Here is a 20,885-nt window from a genome sequence, read left to right as displayed (position 1 = left end):
ACAATGAAGAAATATATTCTATTAGTAATGTTCATCTCGCTTTTTATTTATGCATGCGACAATGATGACAATAATAAGGGCCATATAGATCCTGTCAGCAATGTGGAGTGTATACCTTTTATTGGTTCCGTCACATTGAATTGGATGAATCCAACAGATGCCAATTATTATTATACATTGATTTCCTATAGAAATTCCCAAGGAGAAAATGTGAATAAAAAGGTTAGTAAATATAGTGCTGATGCTAATAACAACGTATCGGTTGTTGTTGGAGGATTTACAGATACGGAAGAACATGAGTTTGTTTTGACATCTTATGGATATGGTGGAGAATCCTCATCTTCTGTAACGGTGAAAGGTGTTCCTCAGGGTATAGAGGAGGCAAAAGATTATGTAATCGAAACCGTTGAAATGGAACCGGCAAGTGGTGGTGCAAAGATTTTCTGGACAAATGAGACATTTGTGGGAGTTGACCTGATAGCTTCATATCTGGATAAAAATAATGTGAAACAGGAAGTTACTATTGATGCAACTCAAACAGGGGTATATGTTGTTACCGGTTTTATCGCTGAAACAAAATTGACGGTTTATGCAGTGAATCAAGCGGATGGTGGAAAGTCTGTAGAAAAAGAGTATGTGATTACTCCGGTTATTGATCCGGATGATGTTGTTTATCCCGATGTGGAATATGTAACTTTCTAGGCTACAATTAATGATATGACATTGGTTGCTTCTAATCCGGAGAATTCAAATGAATATACGATTGTAACAACAGGAGGGGACCCTTATATTTATTCAAATGGCTTAGCTGCCGCAAAAAAAGGTTCTACCATGGTATTCCGATATAAGTCTACTAAAAGTGTTAAGTTACAAATATTCTGGTGTACTTCGTCTTCCGGACCATCTGAAGCTAATTCGACAACGATAGAGTTTCCGGCAGCAGAAGAATGGACAACATTTGAACAGGACTATACAGCCGGAATGGCTACTGTCGGCTGGGGTAATTCAGGTGATTATATGCGTTGTGATTTCGGTACAAATGCTGATGTTACAATAAATATCAGAAATATACGATTTAAATGATTTTTCGATAAATGATAGAGAGGGTGTATACAGGAGTTTCAAAAATTTATAGTATCACCCTCTTCTATGAGATATGGAGAAGTCTTTAAAATATATCATTATATGATATTTGCGTCTGATACGATTAAATAGGAAATGTATGAAGTCAAAGAGTCTTTGTTTATTATTGCTTTTCATTTTTCTTTTAGGGTTTACGAGATGTACTGATAACTGTGTCGGGAGTAAAGCGAAGGTGGTGGATTTGAAGTGTCGTGGTCTGGTAACCCCGGAAGGAATAGATGAAGCCGTTTTTAGTTGGAAAATCGAGTCAGAGGAGAATGGCTTTATTCAGTCTGCTTGGGAAATAGAGATTGCTTCTTCCCGAGAGGATTTGGAGGATGGTAATTATATTTGGAATTCAGGAAAGACTGTTTCAGAACAGCAAGTGAATGTACGTCCGGATATCGCAATACTAGAAAGAGGGCCACTCTATTGGTGGCGTTTGCGCATTTGGGATGGGAAAGGACAAGTAACGGCCTGGAGTGAACCTTCTTTTTTCTCTTTGGGGTTAAATACGTCTGATTGGAAAGCTAAGTGGATAACTTCTGTTTGGAAAAAAGATAGTCCGATGCCTTATTTTCGTAAAGTATTTGATACAGGGAAGGCAGAATCGAAACTACAAAGAGCTGTTGTCTATTTTTGTGGTTTAGGATGCGGTGATCTTTATTTGAATGGTGAACTTGTCGATAAAAAACGAATCCTTGACCCTGCACAAACGAATTATGAGCAGTATGCCCTGTATTCTACATTTGATATCACATCCGGGTTAGTGAAAGGTGAAAATTGTTTAGGTGTGATACTTGGTGAAGGTTGGTACGGGCAAAACAGTGTCTGGGGACCTTGGGCTAAATATGGCGATCCTCTTTTTAGATTACAAATGGAAATAACTTATGAGGATGGTTCTAAGGAAATGATTGTTTCAGATGAATCCTGGCTGTGGACTTCCGGACCTGTGTTAAAGGGTAATATATATGCTGGTGAGGTGTATGATGCTACAAAGGAAATTAAAGGTTGGTCAGAAGTTGGAACTCAACTGAATGGATGGAAAAATGCTGTAGTTGCAGAAGGTGTTATTCCGGTGAATTTGTTTCCTCAGGTTATGGAACCTATTCGTTTGAAGAATGAAATCAGAGCGATAAAGAAATGGAAGGATTCTTCCGGAAATTGGATATTTGACTTTGGGGGTAATATTGCCGGTGTACCACAAATAACGGTAGATCAGCCAAAAGGAACACATTTGAAAATGCGGATGGGAGAACTTCTTCGTGAGGATGGTTCAATCGAATATAATACAACCGGAGTCTTTGCTACAGGTGTTGTACAAACAGATGAATATATTTGTGCCGGAAACGGTCGGGAAGTCTGGAACCCTCGTTTTACCTACCATGGCTATCGCTATTTAGAACTTTCCGGTATGGCAGTGGAGCCTGAATTGGATTGGATAAAGACAATTGTTGTACATACGGATGTCAATAAGAGAGGTGAATTTGAATGTTCTGATGAACAAATTAATAAATTGCATGAGTTAGCGGTCAGGACAATGCTCAATAATACGCATGGTTTGCCGACGGATTGTCCTCACAGAGAACGATGTGGTTGGTTGGGAGATGCACATACCGTAGCTCCTTTTGAGAATTATAATTTTGACCTGAATAATTTTTGGATGAAATATATGGAAGATATCAGTTCGACTTCTTCCGCATTTGAGAAAAATACACTTCATCAAAAACTTTTTAATACAATATTTTATTTTGCAGATAAAGCGCCGGGAATCCCGTATATGATTTCTCCGGGAAAACGTCTTTGTGGGGTTGCTTCTCCAGATTGGGGGACGGCCGTAGTTCAATTACCCTGGTACATTTATTTATATTTCGGCAATGAAGAGCCTTTACATAAATATTATCAGGAAATGAAACAATGGGTGGATCACGTGGAGAGTCTAACGCTTAATGATACGCTTTCAACCAAACATATTGTACCTTACGGATTGGGTGACTGGTGTCCGCCGGAAGGGAACAATGCGATTGATTGTCCTGTTGCTTTGAGTTCTACTGCTTTCCATTATCTTGATGCTTCAATTTTGGCTAAAACGGCCGCTATGTTAGGAAAGAGTGATGATGCCGGATATTACAGTGGTTTGAAGGATAAGATTGCAGCAGCTTTTGTAGCCGAATTTTATGATAAAGAAAGTAAAACATTCGGGAGTCAGACTGCTGATGCAATGGCTCTTGATTTTGGACTGGTTCCTGCCGGAGATGAAAAAGCTGTTTCTGATGCGATTGTCAGGAATATGAAAGAAAAATATGATGGTTTTATGCATACGGGGATATTTGGTCTAGGACGTATTGGGCAAGCATTATCACGTTTTGGCAATAGTAAAATGGCATGGGATATGTTTACTAAAACAGGTGAGAATAGTTTTGCTTATATGTGGACGGATGCTGATGCTACATCTCTTTGGGAGATTCTTCCGGTAAATGGGAAGAGTAAGGAAATGTGTTTGGCAGGATCTTCACTTAATCATCCCATGCAGGGTGGTTATGACACTTGGTTTTATGAAGATATAGCAGGCATACGACCGGATGTGTCAGGCCCGGGTTTTAAAGTTATACACTTTGAACCAACAATGACATCTTATCTTTCCTGGGCAAAAGCTTCGATAGAAACACCTTATGGGAGAACGGCAAGCGAATGGTCCCAAGAAGAAAATAGTCTGGTATGGATAATAACATTACCTCCTAATACATCAGGCATTGTAGCATTACCTGATAGTAAAAAGATACATGTAAACAAACGTTCTTTTAATAAGGCTGATTATCCACTTATTGGAAGCGAGGAGGAAGTGTCTCTTTATAAATTTCCATCGGGAGTATACCAAATAGAAATTTATAAAGAATAAAGAAATTTATAATTCGTTTTGAATCAGTTTTGTCTTATTTTTATAAACTTTGAATTTATAGATTATGAAACATGTTAAAGGTCTTTGTATAAATCAATTATGGACTTTTGGACTGATAGGGATAATGGCCCTGTCGGGATGTGGAAATCAAAAGGATACCGTTCATTCGAATGTGAATATGCCTGATTCTTGTTGGGATACTTATTCTGATACCTGGGTGGCAACAGATGCTTTGGGACGGACTATGCCGACACAAGAAGAGGTCGGAAATGTCAAGAATGATAAGCGTCGTGTGGTTGGTATTTTTTATATCACGTGGCATTCGGATAATTTGGCTAATTTGAAGGCTCCTTATCGTGCTGATGTAAGTAAGGTGTTGGAAGAAGCTCCCGAAGCTCGTCTGGATGCTAATCATCCGGCATGGACAGAAGGTTCTTACCATTGGGGGGAACCTGAATTGGGATATTTCCTTAGTCGTGATGAATATGTGATTCGTAAAGATATGTCGATGCTGGCCGATGCCGGTGTGGATGTATTAGTTATGGATGTAACAAATGCAGTCCGTTATTGGGATGAGTGGGAAACTCTGTTTACAACGATGCAAAAAATGAAAGCGGAAGGTAACAAAGTCCCTCAATTTTGTTTTTGGGCTTTCAACGGACCTGTTATTTCTGTTGTACAAGATTTATATGATAAAGTATATAAAGAAAATAAATATAAGGATTTATGGTTCTACTGGGGAGATAAACCTTTACTGTTGTATAATGGAAAACCGACAATGGATGCTAATGGCGGAGGTGTGAAGAACCCGAATCCTCATTATGATCCCAAAGCATTGACTGACCCTTCACATTCTCACTATAATGATCCGGATTACATAAATGAGTTTTATACGGATTATACCCAGGATGTGAAAGATTTTTTCACGCTCAGAACCATGTGGTGGGGATACTATGAGTGGGCTGGTGAACGTTTTGTCGGAACAGAAGGAAACTGGAGTTTTGGCTACGATTTGGGTGACGAACGAGTCTGTAAAATGTCACCGTCGGATTTGGTTGCAACTTATCGAGGAGAAAATGAACAAGCTGCAGTTACTCCGGCTCAACATCCTATTTCCATAATTGGAAAATCCTGGACTCGTGATAAAAAGGAACCGAAGTTGAATGACCATGATATGCCTGAACCGACTTATGTCTCCTGGCTAGGGAAGACTGTAAATGATCCTACAGCATACGGTATCTATTTTCAGGATCGCTGGGATGAAGCATTGAAAAACGATCCTCAGTTTCTGTATTTGAATGACTGGAATGAATGGACTGCTGGAAAATATAACTCAGGGAAAGCTCCCGGGTCTGAATTACCCGGCCCGACAGAATTTTTGGGACGTAAAAATCCGTTTTATTTTGTAGATCAGTATAATGCAGAATTTAATCGTACAATTCAACCTATGAAAGGTGGCTATACGGATAACTATTATATGCAGATGGCACAGAATATTCGTCGTTATAAAGGAGTTCGTCCCATACCGCAGAGTAGTGGATACCAGAAAATCCGAATAGACGGGACATTTAAGGAATGGGATAAAGTCAAGGTTGAATATCGGGATACCAAAGGAGATGTAACTCATCGTGACCATAAAGGATATGGCGGAAATCATTATGTAAATAATTCTGGTAGAAATGATATTGTTTTATCGAAAGTAGCAGTAGATAAGGATAACATATTCTTTTATGCGGAAACGATGGATAAATTGTCCCCATTTTCTGATCCGAACTGGATGTTATTACTTATCGATGCGGATAATAATGCTTCGACCGGCTGGTACGGTTATGATTTTATAGTAAATAAAAAGGTTGTTGATGCGCAGTCGACAGAATTGATGAGGTATGATGAACAAGCCGGAGAGTGGAAGAAAGTAAATACATTGTCATATCGGGTGAATGGAAATCAATTGGAATTATCAATACCTCGTGCAGATTTAGGATTAATTGACGATTCATTTGTCTTTGATTTTAAATGGACTGATAATCCTGCTAATTTGAGAGATCCTATATCATTGTGTGTAGATGGCGATGCGGCTCCTAACCGAAGATTTAATTATCGCTATATCTGGAATAAATAAAATCGCGCTATAGAAAGCATCTGTTTATAATATGAAATAACCTTAACAGCTAATGTCTGTTAAAACGTTGGCTGTTAAGGTTACTTTCTTTTCTATTTGTTTTTGTTCAGCCCGGCCCGGATGCGGCTGAGTGACTGGGGAGTTACACCGATGTATCCGGCTATCTCTTTCAAAGGAACGCTATTAAACAACTCCGGCATCTTTTTGATGAAAGCCAGGTAACGCTTTTCCGCTTTCGGACTGGATATATCGACCAGAACATCATCTTCATTAACGAGTATATCCATCAGAAGACCTTGTATCCATTTCAGAAAAGCCGGCGAGGACTCCGACAGTTTTTGTATTGTGCTGTTTCTCATTTCGATGGCAATACTGTCACTCGACGAACAGATTGTGTAACGTGAAGGATGTCCGCGGAAATATCCCCAGGAAGAGAATATGGTCTCCCCGGGGATAGCAAACCAAAGGGTTTGCTGTTCGCCTTCTTCTTCGATGTAGGCTCTCCATACACCTTTGTCCAGAAAATAGATGGAATCGTCCGTCTTGCCTTCCCCAATGACAATACTGCCTTTAGGGAAATGCAGGATACGGAGTGTCTGCCGGAGCAATGTCATTTCCGTATCGCTTAGGTTACACCGGTAGTCTATTTCTTCAATTAATTTATCCATTCTTGCGTACTTTATCAACAATTAATAAAATGACGATAACAACTGTCGTGGTAATATCCCCTGCTGCTACTGCCAGCCATATACCATTGACATCCAGTAGTAAAGGTAATGTGAAAAAGAATACGACAGGCAATATTCCCCGTAAAACTGTCAGTGATATCGCACGCCGTAACCGTTCGATACTGGTATAATAACCGATTATAATGATGTTGATACCGAAAAACAGGTAATCGGTAGCAAACAGCGGTAAGCCGGCTACTGCATATCCCCATGCCGCACTGGCTGTATCGGGAATGAAAAGAGTAACGATGCTCCGGGTAAAACATATAAACAGGAGCATGATACTGAATGCGAATGCCAAAGTGAAAAGCATGGATAAACGTAAAGCGTTATCCGAACGTTTCATCTGTCCGCATCCGTAGTTATAACTGATAATCGGCTGTGCGGACTGTACGGTTGCGTTGAAAACCATGAATATGATTGGGAACAGGTAGCAAATGACACTGTAAGCCGCTACGCCGTCGGCTCCCATATAATCCATAAAAACATAGTTGCCGGAAATAATCATAACGGATATCGTTATCTCACTAAGGAATACGGAAAAGCCGAGCTTAATCATATAACCTACATTCCGGAGCGTCAACAGCAAACTCTTGACACTCAGTTTCAACCACACGAACCGTATGGCTATCGAATGCCGGAACAGATAGATAATCATAATGGCGGCACCAACAAACTCACCTATATCTGTTGCAATCGCTGCCCCGAACAATCCCCATTTGAAAACAAAAATAAACAAATAGTCGAGAATAATATTCACAACGGTAGCAGCCAGCATTGCCCACATGGATATCTTGGGATTCGTCAGCCGGATAAAAAACGGAAGGGCAACCACCAGTACCGTAAATGGCAGGCTGATGGAAAACCAGAATAAATATTCAACCACCATATCCATCAGGTATTCATCGGAGCCGAAAAGGGTGGCTATCTTATGCGGAAATATCGTTAGCAACAACGTCATAACGAGGCTGATGAATACCAATGCGATGACCGACTGGGTAAAATTAATATTTGCAACTTTCTTTTTACCCTGCGACAAGTTGATGGAAGTGAGTATCCCGCCTCCCATGCCGAACATCAATCCGACTCCGGTAATAATCATAAAAATAGGGGCGGATATATTGACCGCTGCCATAGCATCACTCCCAATCCCGTTCCCGACGAAAATACCGTCTACAACGGTAAATAGTGCCGATGCGGCCATCCCCATAATGGTAGGAACCAGTAATTTGGTAAATAGTTTTTCTACGCTCATGCTTTTGAAATCAAGGCTATCTCTCTGCATATCAATTGGTTTTTAATAATAACGCCCGCAAAGGTAGGCCTTTAACCTCCGGATGAACTTACCAATTGGTAATAAATGAAAATAGATAAAATATTATATTGTAGATTGAAAAATATTCGTTTTTAAATGTGTTTGCTTCTGAATATCTACTGGTAATGATAATCAATTTCAAACCAGTGAAAGTGTTTTTTATTAAGGTATATTTGCTTATTTTTTTATTGTTCTGAATAAACTATTCCGTTAGTAACCAGTCAAACAAAGCGACAAAAAATTGGAATAGATAGATATTTGGACTATGATGAAGAAGAAGATGAGTATTGTGTTGGCCGGAATGCTTTTGTGTTTTGCTCCGGACATGTTTGCAAATGAAACGGACGGAAAGATTAAAGGTATTGTAATGGACGGCGAACTGGGTGGACCGTTGGAGTTTGTTACAGTGCAGGTTAAGGCAAAAGGTTCGGATAAGATAGTGCAGGGTTCCGTTACCGGGAGTGACGGAAATTACACGATCGGCGGATTGAAGAAAGGGGAATATGTAGTTACTTTTTCTTATATCGGCTATGAAGAAGTATCTAAAAATATTTCTATCAGCAGCGATAACCAGATTTTGAGTCTGGGAGAGTTGACACTGGCAGAAGATGCCAATCAATTGGGAGAAGTGGAAGTGGTGGCGAAACGGCCTCAGATGCGGTTCGAGATTGACAGGAAAGTCTTTGATGCGACGCAGGATATTGCGGCCGAAGGTGGTTCGGCAAGCGACTTGTTATCCAACATTCCTTCCGTGGAGGTTGATAATGAAGGCTCAGTATCGTTGCGAGGAAACTCCAGTGTAACGATTTGGATTAATGGTAAAGCATCGGGTCTAACGGCTGATAACCAGGCGGATATTCTGGATATGATGCCGGCCGGAGATATCAAGCAGGTAGAAGTTATTACCAACCCTTCTGCCAGATATAGCCCTGAGGGTACAGCCGGTATTATCAATATTATATTGAAGGATGACCGGAAACCCGGTTATTACGGAAGCGTGAAAGTCGGAGCCGATACGGATGGTGGGTATCAGGCGAGTGGCAACATTAATTACAGCAGTAGTAAAGTGGATGCTTATGCTAATCTGAATTACCGTAACCGTGAGTTTAAAGGAGGAGGCATCACAAGTCGTCTGAATACGACGGACAACAGTTTTCTCGACCAGACCAACGACTCCAAACGACAGCATAATAACTGGTTCGGACGTTTTGGCGCCACCTGGCATATCACTAAAAGCGATGACCTGGCATTCAATGTAACCGGTATGACCGGCGGTGGAGACAATAGTGAGAATATCCATTATAACTCTATCGACAGTCAGAAGAATACAATCTACACCAGCGATCGTATAACCAATGGTGATTCGGATATGAAAATGTATAATCTGGAACTGAATTATGTTCATAAGTTCTCGGAAAACAGTAACATCGACCTGATGGTCAGCAATAACCAGTGGAGACGGGACGGAATGAATATTTTCCGGCAATCGACTGTCTATACAGACCCTTCTCAAATCGCTAATCCTCTTTATCAGACTCAGGAGAATGATATAAAGGATAAGACCTGGGAAGTCCAGGCCGACTACACCAATAAAATATCCGATATGGCCCGCATCGAAGCCGGCTATAAGGGTACTTTTCAGCGGAATGCCAGTCCGGTTGATACCTATACCGGAACGACAGCCGAAGATATCCGACAGGACGAGTCGCTCTATAACCGCTTCCTTTATAATCAGGATGTACATGCTCTTTACATGACATACGGCGGAAAATGGGATAAATTAAGTTACCAGGCCGGTCTGCGCGGTGAGTACTGGCGGGTGGATACCCGTTCGCTTGATTTCGACCAGGAGTTTAACGGTAAAGCTTCCGAGACGTTTGAGAAAGACTATTTTAAACTTTTTCCGAGTGCGTTTATTTCTTATGCTTTACCGAAAAACAATGAGTTGCAGGTGAATTATACACGCCGTCTGCGTCGTCCGTGGGGAGGACAATTGAACTCTTTCCGTAATATATCCGATGCTTCCAATATCTCTTTCGGTAATCCGGAGTTGACACCGGAGTATTCTCATTCATTTGAATTGAATTATATCAAAAGTTGGGAATCGGGACATACTTTGTCTTTATCCGGTTACTATCGTTCGACAGATGATGTAATCCAGCGTATCCGTTTTCTGAATACGGAAGACAACGTAATGTATACCACCAGTGAGAATGTGGCAAAATCTCAGGCCAGCGGTTTGGAAATCGTAGGGAAGGATAAATTATTCAAGATACTCGACTTGACAACGACAGTCAACCTCTATTATTCTAAATTGGATGGTTTCAGTTATCTGCCGCAAGGTGCGGAAACACCGGTTATCGGAGATACGGATGAGAGTTTTGCCTGGAACGTCCGTATGATTGCCAACTTAAGCCTTCCCTGGGGTGTCTCTTTGCAGGGGACCGGTAATTATAATTCCAAACAGTTGATGGCACAGGGACATCGCGAACCGAATTACTCGGTCGACCTGGGCTTGCGTAAATCTTTCCTGAGCGATAAACTGACCTTGAGCATTAATGCCCGTGACTTGTTGGATTCTCGTAAATTCCGTACCGTTACAGCCGGCGACGGTTTCTGGCAGGACTCTGAGAACTGGCGTGGCGGAAGACGTGTAGGTTTCACGCTGACTTACAACTTCGGCAACATGAACAAGAAAAAAGATAAAAGCAAGAGCAGAAGCGAAGAGCCGGATATGTTTGATATGGAATGAAAGTGTGTCTGAATCAATAACAAAGTCCTTTTTTTACACCGCTTTCCAGTAAAGATGGATTATTTTTGCTGGCAGAATAAAGCAAAATGGAAAAATTTCAGCTAGTACAACCGTCCAAGCTGTTAAGGCCATACGTGAAACAGTATTGGTTTTTGGCGATTGATAACGCGGAACGAAGTTCGCAGCGTTATGTGCCATCTGGTTGTGCTGTGCTTGCGTTCCACCGGGGTGACAAAATCTATTCAACTTTGCATCAGGAGATGCAGCCTCGTTCCAGTTTGTGCGGACAATCTGTTTCGTACACTGATGTTGTTTATTCCGGTAATCTCAATCTGGTTATGGTTGTATTCCAGCCGGTCGCAGCACGGGGTGTATTAGGGATTCCTATGAATAATTTGCGGGATAAGAATGTAGATGTAGAGTTATTGGGAGATGCTTCTTTGATTGAATTGGAGAAATGGATAATGGAAACGGAGGATAATAACCAATGTGTATATCTGATAGAACAATATCTGTTAAAAAAGTTATACGGTCTTACTTCCGAGCGGTTTGCCAGAATGAATGCGGTTGTTCAGTCTATTAATAACGGACAGCAGGACATTACGGAGCTTTCTCAGTCTGCTTGTCTCGGATATAAGCAATTCAAACGGGTATTTGCTGAATATACAGGTTTAAATCCGAAAGAGTTTTTGCAAATAGCACGTTTCCGGAATGCTTTACATTGTTTACATGCTGGTTCGCAAATTCGTTTGAACCAGTTGGCTTATGATTGGGGATATTGTGATAAATCGCATCTGATAAAAGATTTCAAAACCTTTATGGGGTATACTCCAAAGGAATATCTTTCTATTTGTGATTCTTATTCGGAATATCTTTCTTTATTCAATTCTGTTTTTATCAATGGAGAACGGGAAACAAAAAGTAATAGATTATGAAGATATTGATTTATGGTGCCGGAGTAATAGGTTGTACGTATGGCTGGCAATTGGCAGAGGCCGGACACGATGTTACGTTACTTGTCCGGAAGGAACAGAAACAATTGATAGATGAACAAGGCATTCATATTATTTGTCAGGATTTTAGGAACGGTATAAAGAATACGGTTGATACAGTCTTTCGTCCTCATGTGGTTGACGGACTGGATGCACGGAATGATTTTGAATACATAATTGTGGCAACGAATAAGATACAACTACCGGATGTGTTGCCGGTTTTAGGTGTGTCCGCTGGCAAAGCACATGTGATGTTCTTTCAGAATAATTGGGATTGCTTTGATGAGATTGCCCGCTTTCTGAAACCTGAACAGTATTTCTTCGGCTTTCCATTCATGGTAGGAGGTGGAAGAGAGGCGAACGAAATACATTGTGTTATTTCGGGAATGAAATATTCCCATACTCCCATCGGGGAGGTGGATGGAGAGATGACTCCCCGTGTGCGGAAAATGGTTCAGGCGCTAGACGAAGCACATCTGAAACCTGTCTTGTCCCGACAGATATTACTTTGGATAATTACTCATTACGCTACTGCTGCCGGATTGACTGCCGGAATATTGAGTGCAGGCGGTGCAGCCAGGTTTGTGAATGACTCCGCTACTATTCGAACTACTATCTGCGCCATTCGTGAGGGTTTTTCTATTTGCTTGAAGCGTGGATATGATGCCAAGGAAGAGAAAGCAAATAAATTGTATCAATTGCCTTTGTTTCTAAGTGTTCCGATTGCCAGGAAGATATATGGCAACGAGGCTTTACAACTTATGTTTGACGGTCATGTGAGTCATTCTCCTGAAGAGGTACGGCAAATGATTGAAGATATAATAGCCTACGGGATAAAATACGATATTGCCACTCCTCATTTAGTCAAATTAAAAGAGATAATATAGGTAATAAGTATTTTGTCTCAGAAAACAAAAAAGCAGCTACTTTAAAAGTAACTGCTTGATTTTCAGTGGTACCACCAGGAATCGAACCGGGGACACAAGGATTTTCAGTCCTTTGCTCTACCAACTGAGCTATGGTACCGTTTGTTTTGTTTAACGGGTGCAAAGGTAGGGAAAATATGATACATTCCAAATGTTTCATGAAAAAAATGTCGAAAAAAATGCATTTGAAGAAATTGAAGGGGTGAATGCAATATTTTTTTTGAAAAAAAACATCGAAAGTGTTTGCGGATTCAAAAATAGTTGTACCTTTGCAGCCGTAATCAAAAACGGGATGTAGCACAGTTGGCTAGCGCGCCACGTTCGGGACGTGGAGGTCGGAAGTTCGAGTCTTCTCATCCCGACTACAAAAAGAGGTAAATCAGAAATGATTTACCTCTTTTTTTGATATCCTTTATACGTACATTATATATATAAGGACTTCCGCATCCGGAAATTATCCATTTCAACATTATTTACTTTGACAAGCTGTTCCTGTTCTACGATGAACCCCCGTTTTTCGAAAAAAGGACGGGCGGTAATACTCACTTCTGAAAAGAGGTAGGGTATATGATTGTTGCGTGCAAATTCTTCTGCAAAATCCAATAACAGGGTGGCAATACCTCTACCACAGAACTGGGGTAGTATAAACATACTGTGTAAATATCCTTGGCTATTAAAAGAAGTGAATCCTGTTATCCGGAAATATTTTGTTTCTTCTGCAACGATAAATTGCAGGCCGCTTGTGAATAATTCCTGCCAACGTTCAGGAGAGGCACGTTGTACCCAGGCTTCGATTTGTTCGGGCGTATAATCTTTTTTACAACTATTTCTTACACTCTGCTCGAAGACGGAGTGAAGTTCCGGAAGATCGCCTGCTTCAGCTTTTCTCAGGCGGACTGGTTTTAACTGCATATGCAGGATTGGATAAGCTTTTCCCTGTCCGTCAATAGCATCCCGCGCTATGACCTCGAATCCTCTGTTCTGGTAAAAATGCAGGGCTTGGGTATTTTGCTCGTTTACATCTACCTTCTGCATCTTCTTTTCCCGTATGGCATATTCAAGCAATGTTTTTCCCAAGCCTTTTCCTTGCTGTGCAGGATGAACAAAAAGCATTTCGATCAGTTCGTCGCTTAATCCCATAAAGGCGGTGATTTGCTCTGTTTTTCTGTCTCTTATAATGTAGAGTTCTACTGCACGGAAATACTCGTTTCTTATCAGAGGTTTGTAATATTGGATATCATCTTCCGTCAGGAAATGATGAGTGCTGCGTACAGATGCTTCCCATAGCTGGATTAGTTCGTCGTAATCTCTTATGGAAGCAGCTTCATACATTGTTTGTTGTTGCTTTTCTTTCATGATTGTCCTGTTTTAGAATTTAAAATCCAGCCTTTTTCTCTATCTGGATGATTTGGCCTGATACCGGATGCCGGAATTCAAGGAACTCCGCATGCAGGTAAAGGCGGTCGGCTCCTTTGCCATATAATTCGTCACCGATAATAGGAGCATTGAGGCCTAGTGGGTGGGAAGCATGTACACGCAACTGGTGCGTCCGTCCTGTAAGCGGATAGAAAGCAATGCGTGTCCGATTCCCGTTGTGGGCAAGAACCTTATATTGGGTGATGGCTGGTTTGCCATGTTCCGTACTCACAATCTGCCGGGGACGATCCATAGGGTCGAGGCAGAGGGGAAGGTCGATAATGCCTTCTTGGGGTATGACTGTTCCGTCAAGCAACGCGGCATAACGCTTTTTTACCATTCGGCTCTTGAACTGTGCCTGTAAGTTCTGATGTACTTCTTTTGTCTTGGCAACCAGTAATATGCCGGAGGTTGCCATATCCAGGCGGTGTACTATCATAGGTCCTGTTGCTTCGGGATAACGTGTTTTTAGTCGATGGTAGACAGAGTCTATATCCGCTTTGCCTGGAACAGATAACATTCCGGCAGGTTTGTTAATTGCTACCAGCCAGTTATCTTCGAACAGGATTTCAAGTTCCGTGTCACGATGCAAGTCGTTTAATAGCGGATTTTCTTCTACATTCAATCCTTGCAGCATGTGCTTTAAAATCGGTTCGCATTTCCCTTTGCAAGCCGGATAGAAATATCCATGATGGCGTATTTCTCTTTTAGGCGAATTACCCCACCAGAACTCTGCCATAGCAACAGGTTTCAGGCAATGGAGGTAGGCATATTGTAATAATTTGGGTGCTGCACATTCTCCGGCCCCGGCAGGAGGAACTTGTTGTGTAGTCTCTTTGAAAATTTCACATAAGTTTTTCGTCTCCCCCTTCCCGTTTAGTATCCGAAACTGCTCGAAAAGTTGTTGCTGGAGAGCGGCTGAGCGGGTTTTGCGTTCTGTTTTCAGCTGCTCTATCGCCTGGTCTAATGTCTCTGCTTCTGATCGTATGGCGGAAATACGTTCATCCCATTGTTTTTTTAGCCGTTTTAATTCAGCCTTTTGAAACTGGCTTTCACGTATCATGTTTGCCAGTTCGTTTTCGTCGGAGGTATGCTTGCGCCTTTCTTCTCGTTTTTGTTGGGCCTCTTTCAGCTCTTCTTTGGCTGTACAGATTGCTTTTTCTGCCTGGTCGATTGTTTCTGCCAGTAGTGTCTTGGTAGCCTGATAGTGTTTATCCGTCTGAGCCTTTTTGATGCGGGCGTTGATAGCAGAAATCTGATCTTCTTCGATCCGGAAGAAACCGTTCGGTTGTTGGAGATCGTAAATGGGAGGGACGAAATAATCATGCAAATTTTTCCCTGCCAGAATACCGGAAAAAGCGGCCAGATAGCCGGTCTCTCCTGTCTGGGTTTGTACGATCAGGACACCGAACATCTTCCCCTGCTCCAGATCACTTTTCCATTCATCCTTGTTTTGCAGATATTTTTGTACCTCGGCTGCTACCGCTACGCATAAAGGATGAGGTGTGTAATGGAATGGATAAGTAAACTTTTCCGGCAAATGAAAATGCGTAACCGGAAAAGGTAACTGATGGAACTTGTTCATTTCTGGGATCGGCGCAATATTTTATTCGCTTTTTCTTCACTGGAAAGAAAGCTCAGCGACTTGATAATGTCTTCGTAATTCTCGGAATCGACGATATGCGGGGCCACTATTTCCAATACTTCCAGTTTATCATCATCGAAAGTGTAGATGGACATGAGGCGTATGCACTGTTTACAGGTGAAATTTTTATTGGTAACCCCCATTTCAAGAAGTTCCAGCTGGTCGTCTTTAAACGGTTTCTGTTTGACCTTGTTGTATAATTGCTGAAAGTCTTTTTCGTTTATAACCCTGGATGGTCTTCTGTGGTCATCCGGGCGGGATGGATGGGGATGTTTTCCGTAATCGATATCACCGGGAGGATAAATGGCAACTGGAGGGTTTGCTGGATAATTATCACCGTCGAATGAGTTCATATTGCTCACCCTTTCGTTGATGAAGTTGACTATAATGATGGTTGTTTCCGCTGTCAGCGGATTTGTTTTCTTGTATTCCCATTCTTCAACTTGTTCATCGAACCGGCGAAAGTCGGGTTCACCGAGCAGACTGACGACTTCTTTTTTAGCCATCCCTTTTTCAACCTTCATGATAGCACTTTTGCCGGTCATGTAACTTCCGCAACTACAAAAGGATATGGAACTGATGATCAGTGCAAGTGCTATGAATGTTTTTGTTTTCATGATCTTCGAACTTTATATATGTATATTGTTTGTTTGTAGAAAACAAATATATAAAGGAATATCAGATTATGACTACTCTTTAGGGATAAACTTGTTTGGTTTTCGTAATATTCAATATTCCGTCATACATACGATGGAGGCTGATATACCGGCATTTATTCTTCATCTTGAGCAGTACGACACGTTCCGTGTATCCGATTTGATCGAAGAAGGAAGGGAAAGATTTTCCGGCGAGTTCTGCTTCCTTAATTCTTTGCTCGTCCATTTCCATAAATTCCTCATGGCTTTTGGCCTTGCGGGAGAGTTCAAACGCAATGTCGATGTCTGAATAATCTGTTTTTTCAGGATCAATATAACTGCCGAATAAAACGATTTTGGAGACTCTATACAGGTAAAACTCATTACTGTTGATCTCTTCGACCCGTTCCATGAATTCCTTAAACAGTTTATCGGCCTTTTCCTTGTTGAGTGGATTTGTATACCGGGCTACACAAAGGGCTTGACCTTTAATGGTCAGTTGATACTTCCCTTTCTTCTTGGCAGCTTCGATATATCCTTCGGATAATAAGGCATCGATAAGCTCTTTCGTTTTCTCTTTGTTGAGGTCGAATTGCTCGCTTATCATCTCCGGGGATATCAGAGCGGGTCTGATGTGGTCAAAATAATCCCTGATTTTCAGGATAGGAATATCGCAGATTGTCTGTTTGCGTGTCAGTCTCATAATGATATAATTTTATGTTGGGGCAAAGGTACAATCTTTTAAAAGAATAATCGTTTAAAGTTGTTGTTTTTCAATGATGGTCATGGGTGTCCTGGTGGTTCCGCCATCAATTGTTATGTTTTCACCGTTAATGAAATCATTTTCTTCCTGACAAAGGAACAGACAGATACGGGTTATATCTTCCGGTTTTCCCATTCGTCCGGAAAAGGGTATGGGATGGGCTTCCGGGTCGATCTGGTCGTAATCGTCTGCTTGTATCCAACCCGGAATAATGGAGTTAACCGTTGTATGACAAGGTGATAAAGACATGGCAAGTGTCTGTGTTAATGAGCATATGCCACTTCTAGATGCGGCGTATGCTTCGCAGCTAAGTCTGTTTGTTGGGTAATGAGTGGACGATATGTTGATAATCCGGCCGTACGAGTTGGGTGTCGTTTGTGATTGACGGTGAATAGCGAGCAGACGGGAGGTAATAAATGCCGGTCTCAGGTTTGCGGATAAAGTCTGGTCGAAATCTTCCACGCTGGTTTCTGTGAGAGAGGCGAATTTACTGATGCCGGCATTGTTGATGATGATATCCAGGTCGCCCCAATCTTCCAGGATATGGTGCATACAGTTTTCAAGAGCTTCTTTATTGTTGATATCTACGTGATAAAAAGTGGTACCGGTTTTTTCGGCTGTTTCTTTTCCTGATTCTTCATTCCAGTCACAAAAAGCTACACGGTGCCCGGCCATACGGAACGCCTTGACAATTGTTTTTCCGATACCGTCAGCGCCTCCTGTCACGAAAACTCTGCGCATTTTGTGGATTGGAGTTGTTTTTTTCTTGCCGTAGCCGCTCTTTGTAGCGGAAGATTTTTGAGACTGATATTCCTGATATTTTCTTTCCAGATAGTTATCTGCCATGATGTTTAGTTTTTTATGATCTGTCTTTATAATACTTGTTTAGTTGCAATTCCAGATTGGTATTTTTAAGAACTCTATATTGTCAGGCTATTAACCAATTCCTTTATAATTCGTTATATTTTTTGGCACTCCCTTTGGCTTTGTTTACCGGATACTTTTCACCATTTCTTTTCAGTTTGTTCAGTATGATTTCTTTGATGTCCATGTCGTATTTATGGGCGATCAGGAATGCGTAGTTCATGATATCAGCTAATTCTTCTTTTACCTTTTCAATGTTTACTTCTTCCGGATTTTTCCAAAGGAATGCTTCGTTCAGTTCGGATGCCTCTATCGATAATGCCAAAGCCAGGTCTTTTCCGTTATGGAACTGATCCCAATCCCTATCCTCGGTGAAACGGACTATTTCTTTCATTATTAGCTCTATATCAGAATTGTTTGTAGTCATATGCTGTCTGTTCTAAATTACGAATAACGAAGATATGAAATTGCTGGTAATGTAAATAGAAAGATTGTGATTATTTTATTAAATATGTTTTTACATTTGTAGGTAATAAGAAATAGAAAATATGACAACGAGAGTATACAAGGTTTCTGACTTTTGCGACAGGGTGACTAATAACATTCATGCGTTGATTGACGATTTATCTCAGATATCCAGGCATGTGAGTCAGGAAGAAAAAATAGCTTGGAAGCAGTCTTTCCCTGAGGTGGCTTCTGTTTTGTCAATGGCAATGGCGCAAAATAAAGGGCTGGCGGATGCTCATGTTGCATTGGAATACAAACTACCGTCTGTTTCTTTCTGGTGTGATCTGGTGCTGATAGGAAGAAATAAGGAGAATGAAAAGCAGGCAATTATTTTAGAACTGAAGAACTGGCAGGAAAACAGCAAGGATACTCCCGGATGTTTTGAAGGGTTGATGATCCGTCATGGCGCCAGCCAGCAGCATCCTGCGGACCAGGTGAAAGGTTACATTGAATTTTGCAGACATTTTCACTCTGTAGTGTTGGAACAAAATGTGAATGTGGACGGTTGCGTATTTTTCACCCAGAGAATCAATCTTGAACCTTATAAATCTGCTCCGAACGATAAATTGACAGGAGAATATCTGTTATTTGATACAATGTTGAAAGGTGATCTTTGTCATTTTATTTGTGATCGCTTGTCTGTTGGGGATGAAGAATTTGCTAAAACCTTTGTAAAGGGGTATTATAAGCAAGATAAAAAGATTCTTTTGCAGGTTGCCCGTAATTTTGCGGAAAGTACAGCGAAGCCTTTTGTTTTGTTAGGAAAACAGCGGGAAGGATATGCCGAAGTACAACATAAATTATCGGAGACGGTCACTTCCAGGAGTAAACAAGTCATTATAGTACAAGGTCTTCCAGGTTCCGGAAAATCGGCAATGGCTGTGAATTTATGGTTTGATGCGGTCCGGCAATATCATGCTTGTAACAAACCGGATTCAGAAAATAACGTCCTATATGTCACAACATCTTCATCACAAAACGATAATTGGGCACATATTTTTAAGGAGCACGGAAAAAGATATAATGCAGACAAGCTGATAATAAAGGCAAATGCCTTTAATCCCGGACTTAACGGGGCTAAGGTGAAAGAGCGATATCAGAATGAATTCGAACGTCTGGATTCCAGATATATTGTTCACAGATCCGATAACAGTAAGGAACTCAACAGAATGTACTGGAAAGACTATACGGACTATTTGGAAAAAACGGTTGGTATTACATATAAACCTGATCAACATTTTCTGAGTATTGTCGATGAGGCTCATGCCTTGATAGACCCTTCTTCTCCAAGATTTCAAGGTAACAAAATTGCCGGATGGTGTTACCAAATGGGACCTCAGGCTTATCATATAATGAAGGCAAGCTGTATTTCTGTATTTTTTATTGACGGCGATCAATCGTTTCGTGATAATGAATCTACATCGTTGGAAGATCTGGTGAACATCGCAAAGATGGTTAATGCTACGGTTCATTTTATCAGCTTGGAAGGGATACAATTCCGTTGCGGAGGTTCCAAAGAATATGTGGATTGGGTAGAAAGCGTTTTACAAGGGAAAGAGATTGATAATGTGTCTCAATGGATAGAGGAAATACCGATGACTGTTTTTGATTATCCCAGTGATATGGAGCATGCGTTGCGTAACAAAATTAGTCAGACAACGATGGATGCTCGTATTGTCTCTTCCTATTCACGTAAATGGATAAGTAAGAATATACCGGATATGCATGCTGTATTTCCTGAATCGTGCGATTTTGTTCTTCCGGACCGAGAGAACAGAACTTTTTATAAGTATTGGAATGATCACACATCTTATACTAATTATATTTTGGGAAGGGGAGATGCGATGCAGGATGATCCGTTATCGGAAGTCGGGTGTCCTTATGTGGTTCGTGGTTTCGATTATGAATATATCGGTGTTCTCTGGTTGGAAGATTTGGTGTGGAGAAACGGGAAGTGGATGTTGGACCTGAACTATATAGAAGAAACAGCCATTGCCTCTACTAAAAAATCAGTGAAATCCAAAATAGGCAAAAAGCGTTCTTTAATTGCGCTGACTCCGGATTCGGAGGCGTTGTTTAGAAGGGTAACAGGGACATACCGAATTTTATTGACCCGGGCAACTAAAGGAAATTTTCTTTATATCAAAGATAAAGAGACACGTGAACATATCAAACAACTGATCGGACAAAAATAAACCA

The 20,885-nt window shown here is 41.1% G+C and carries 16 protein-coding genes and 2 tRNA genes; 9 read left to right on the top strand and 9 right to left on the bottom strand.

The window, feature by feature from the left end; translation table 11 throughout:
* The first annotated feature begins 3 nt into the window (after positions 1-3).
* From C825_RS23680 to C825_RS23665, 4 genes are all read left to right on the top strand, one after another.
* Entirely contained in the window at positions 4-702 is a 699-nt protein-coding gene (locus C825_RS23680; protein ID WP_010800441.1) for a DUF4959 domain-containing protein, read from the top strand.
* Positions 703-717: 15 nt separating this feature from the next.
* Entirely contained in the window at positions 718-1,083 is a 366-nt protein-coding gene (locus C825_RS23675; protein WP_010800440.1) for a hypothetical protein, read from the top strand.
* 139 nt (positions 1,084-1,222) lie between these two features.
* A complete protein-coding gene (locus C825_RS23670; protein ID WP_010800439.1) occupies positions 1,223-4,021 on the top strand; it encodes an alpha-L-rhamnosidase in 2,799 nt (932 codons plus the stop codon).
* Positions 4,022-4,085: 64 nt separating this feature from the next.
* The gene (locus tag C825_RS23665) at positions 4,086-6,143 is read left to right on the top strand and encodes a glycoside hydrolase family 71/99 protein (RefSeq protein ID WP_010800438.1); all 2,058 of its coding nucleotides are present in this window, start codon (positions 4,086-4,088) and stop codon (positions 6,141-6,143) included.
* A 92-nt stretch (positions 6,144-6,235) separates the two neighbouring features.
* Here C825_RS23665 and C825_RS23660 read toward each other — a convergent pair whose 3' ends face one another.
* Positions 6,236-6,811: a Crp/Fnr family transcriptional regulator gene (locus C825_RS23660; protein WP_010800437.1), complete on the bottom strand. Its 576-nt coding sequence runs from the start codon at positions 6,809-6,811 to the stop codon at positions 6,236-6,238.
* Positions 6,804-8,156: an MATE family efflux transporter gene (locus C825_RS23655; RefSeq protein WP_010800436.1), complete on the bottom strand. Its 1,353-nt coding sequence runs from the start codon at positions 8,154-8,156 to the stop codon at positions 6,804-6,806. The genes C825_RS23660 and C825_RS23655 overlap by 8 nt, the downstream gene beginning before the upstream one ends.
* 295 nt (positions 8,157-8,451) lie before the next feature.
* On the opposite strand from C825_RS23655, the gene C825_RS23650 reads away from it, so the two are divergent.
* The 3 genes from C825_RS23650 (at position 8,452) to C825_RS23640 (ending at position 12,817) form a co-directional block, all read left to right on the top strand.
* Positions 8,452-10,938, top strand: coding sequence for a TonB-dependent receptor (locus C825_RS23650; RefSeq protein ID WP_010800435.1), 2,487 nt, complete (start codon positions 8,452-8,454; stop codon positions 10,936-10,938).
* Between the two features lie 86 nt (positions 10,939-11,024).
* On the top strand, positions 11,025-11,873 hold the full coding sequence (locus tag C825_RS23645; protein ID WP_010800434.1) for an AraC family transcriptional regulator: 849 nt from the start codon (positions 11,025-11,027) through the stop codon (positions 11,871-11,873).
* Entirely contained in the window at positions 11,870-12,817 is a 948-nt protein-coding gene (locus C825_RS23640; RefSeq protein WP_010800433.1) for a ketopantoate reductase family protein, read from the top strand. Before C825_RS23645 ends, C825_RS23640 begins: the two co-directional genes overlap by 4 nt.
* 66 nt (positions 12,818-12,883) lie before the next feature.
* Here C825_RS23640 and C825_RS23635 read toward each other — a convergent pair.
* Positions 12,884-12,956 (bottom strand) — tRNA-Phe (locus C825_RS23635).
* A 188-nt stretch (positions 12,957-13,144) separates the two neighbouring features.
* Between C825_RS23635 and C825_RS23630 the strand changes: the two genes are divergently transcribed.
* Positions 13,145-13,218 (top strand) — tRNA-Pro (locus tag C825_RS23630).
* 61 nt (positions 13,219-13,279) lie between these two features.
* On the opposite strand, the gene C825_RS23625 is transcribed toward C825_RS23630, so the two are convergent.
* The 6 genes from C825_RS23625 to C825_RS23600 form a co-directional block, all read right to left on the bottom strand.
* Positions 13,280-14,212, bottom strand: coding sequence for a GNAT family N-acetyltransferase (locus C825_RS23625; RefSeq protein WP_010800432.1), 933 nt, complete (start codon positions 14,210-14,212; stop codon positions 13,280-13,282).
* A gap of 19 nt (positions 14,213-14,231) precedes the next feature.
* Positions 14,232-15,857, bottom strand: a complete 1,626-nt coding sequence (locus C825_RS23620; RefSeq protein WP_010800431.1) for an RluA family pseudouridine synthase — start codon at positions 15,855-15,857, stop codon at positions 14,232-14,234.
* Complete coding sequence (locus C825_RS23615; RefSeq protein ID WP_010800430.1) at positions 15,854-16,534, bottom strand: DUF4476 domain-containing protein; 681 nt, start codon at positions 16,532-16,534, stop codon at positions 15,854-15,856. The genes C825_RS23620 and C825_RS23615 overlap by 4 nt, the downstream gene beginning before the upstream one ends.
* A 79-nt stretch (positions 16,535-16,613) precedes the next feature.
* Positions 16,614-17,255, bottom strand: a complete 642-nt coding sequence (locus C825_RS23610; protein WP_007654048.1) for a nucleotidyltransferase domain-containing protein — start codon at positions 17,253-17,255, stop codon at positions 16,614-16,616.
* A 54-nt stretch (positions 17,256-17,309) separates the two neighbouring features.
* Positions 17,310-18,161, bottom strand: coding sequence for an SDR family NAD(P)-dependent oxidoreductase (locus C825_RS23605; protein ID WP_010800429.1), 852 nt, complete (start codon positions 18,159-18,161; stop codon positions 17,310-17,312).
* A 103-nt stretch (positions 18,162-18,264) separates the two neighbouring features.
* Entirely contained in the window at positions 18,265-18,606 is a 342-nt protein-coding gene (locus tag C825_RS23600; protein WP_010800428.1) for a nucleotide pyrophosphohydrolase, read from the bottom strand.
* Between the two features lie 121 nt (positions 18,607-18,727).
* Here C825_RS23600 and C825_RS23595 point away from each other — a divergent pair, with 121 nt between their 5' ends.
* Positions 18,728-20,881 carry a DNA/RNA helicase domain-containing protein gene (locus C825_RS23595; protein ID WP_010800427.1) on the top strand — a complete coding sequence of 718 codons (2,154 nt, stop codon included), beginning with the start codon at positions 18,728-18,730 and terminating at the stop codon, positions 20,879-20,881.
* Positions 20,882-20,885: the final 4 nt, after the last annotated feature.

Origin of the sequence: Parabacteroides sp. ASF519 (genome assembly GCF_000364265.2) — a bacterium.
Classification (GTDB): domain Bacteria; phylum Bacteroidota; class Bacteroidia; order Bacteroidales; family Tannerellaceae; genus Parabacteroides; species Parabacteroides goldsteinii.
The sequence above is the reverse complement of the archived record's forward strand: the minus strand, read 5'-3'. Positions and strand labels throughout refer to the sequence as shown.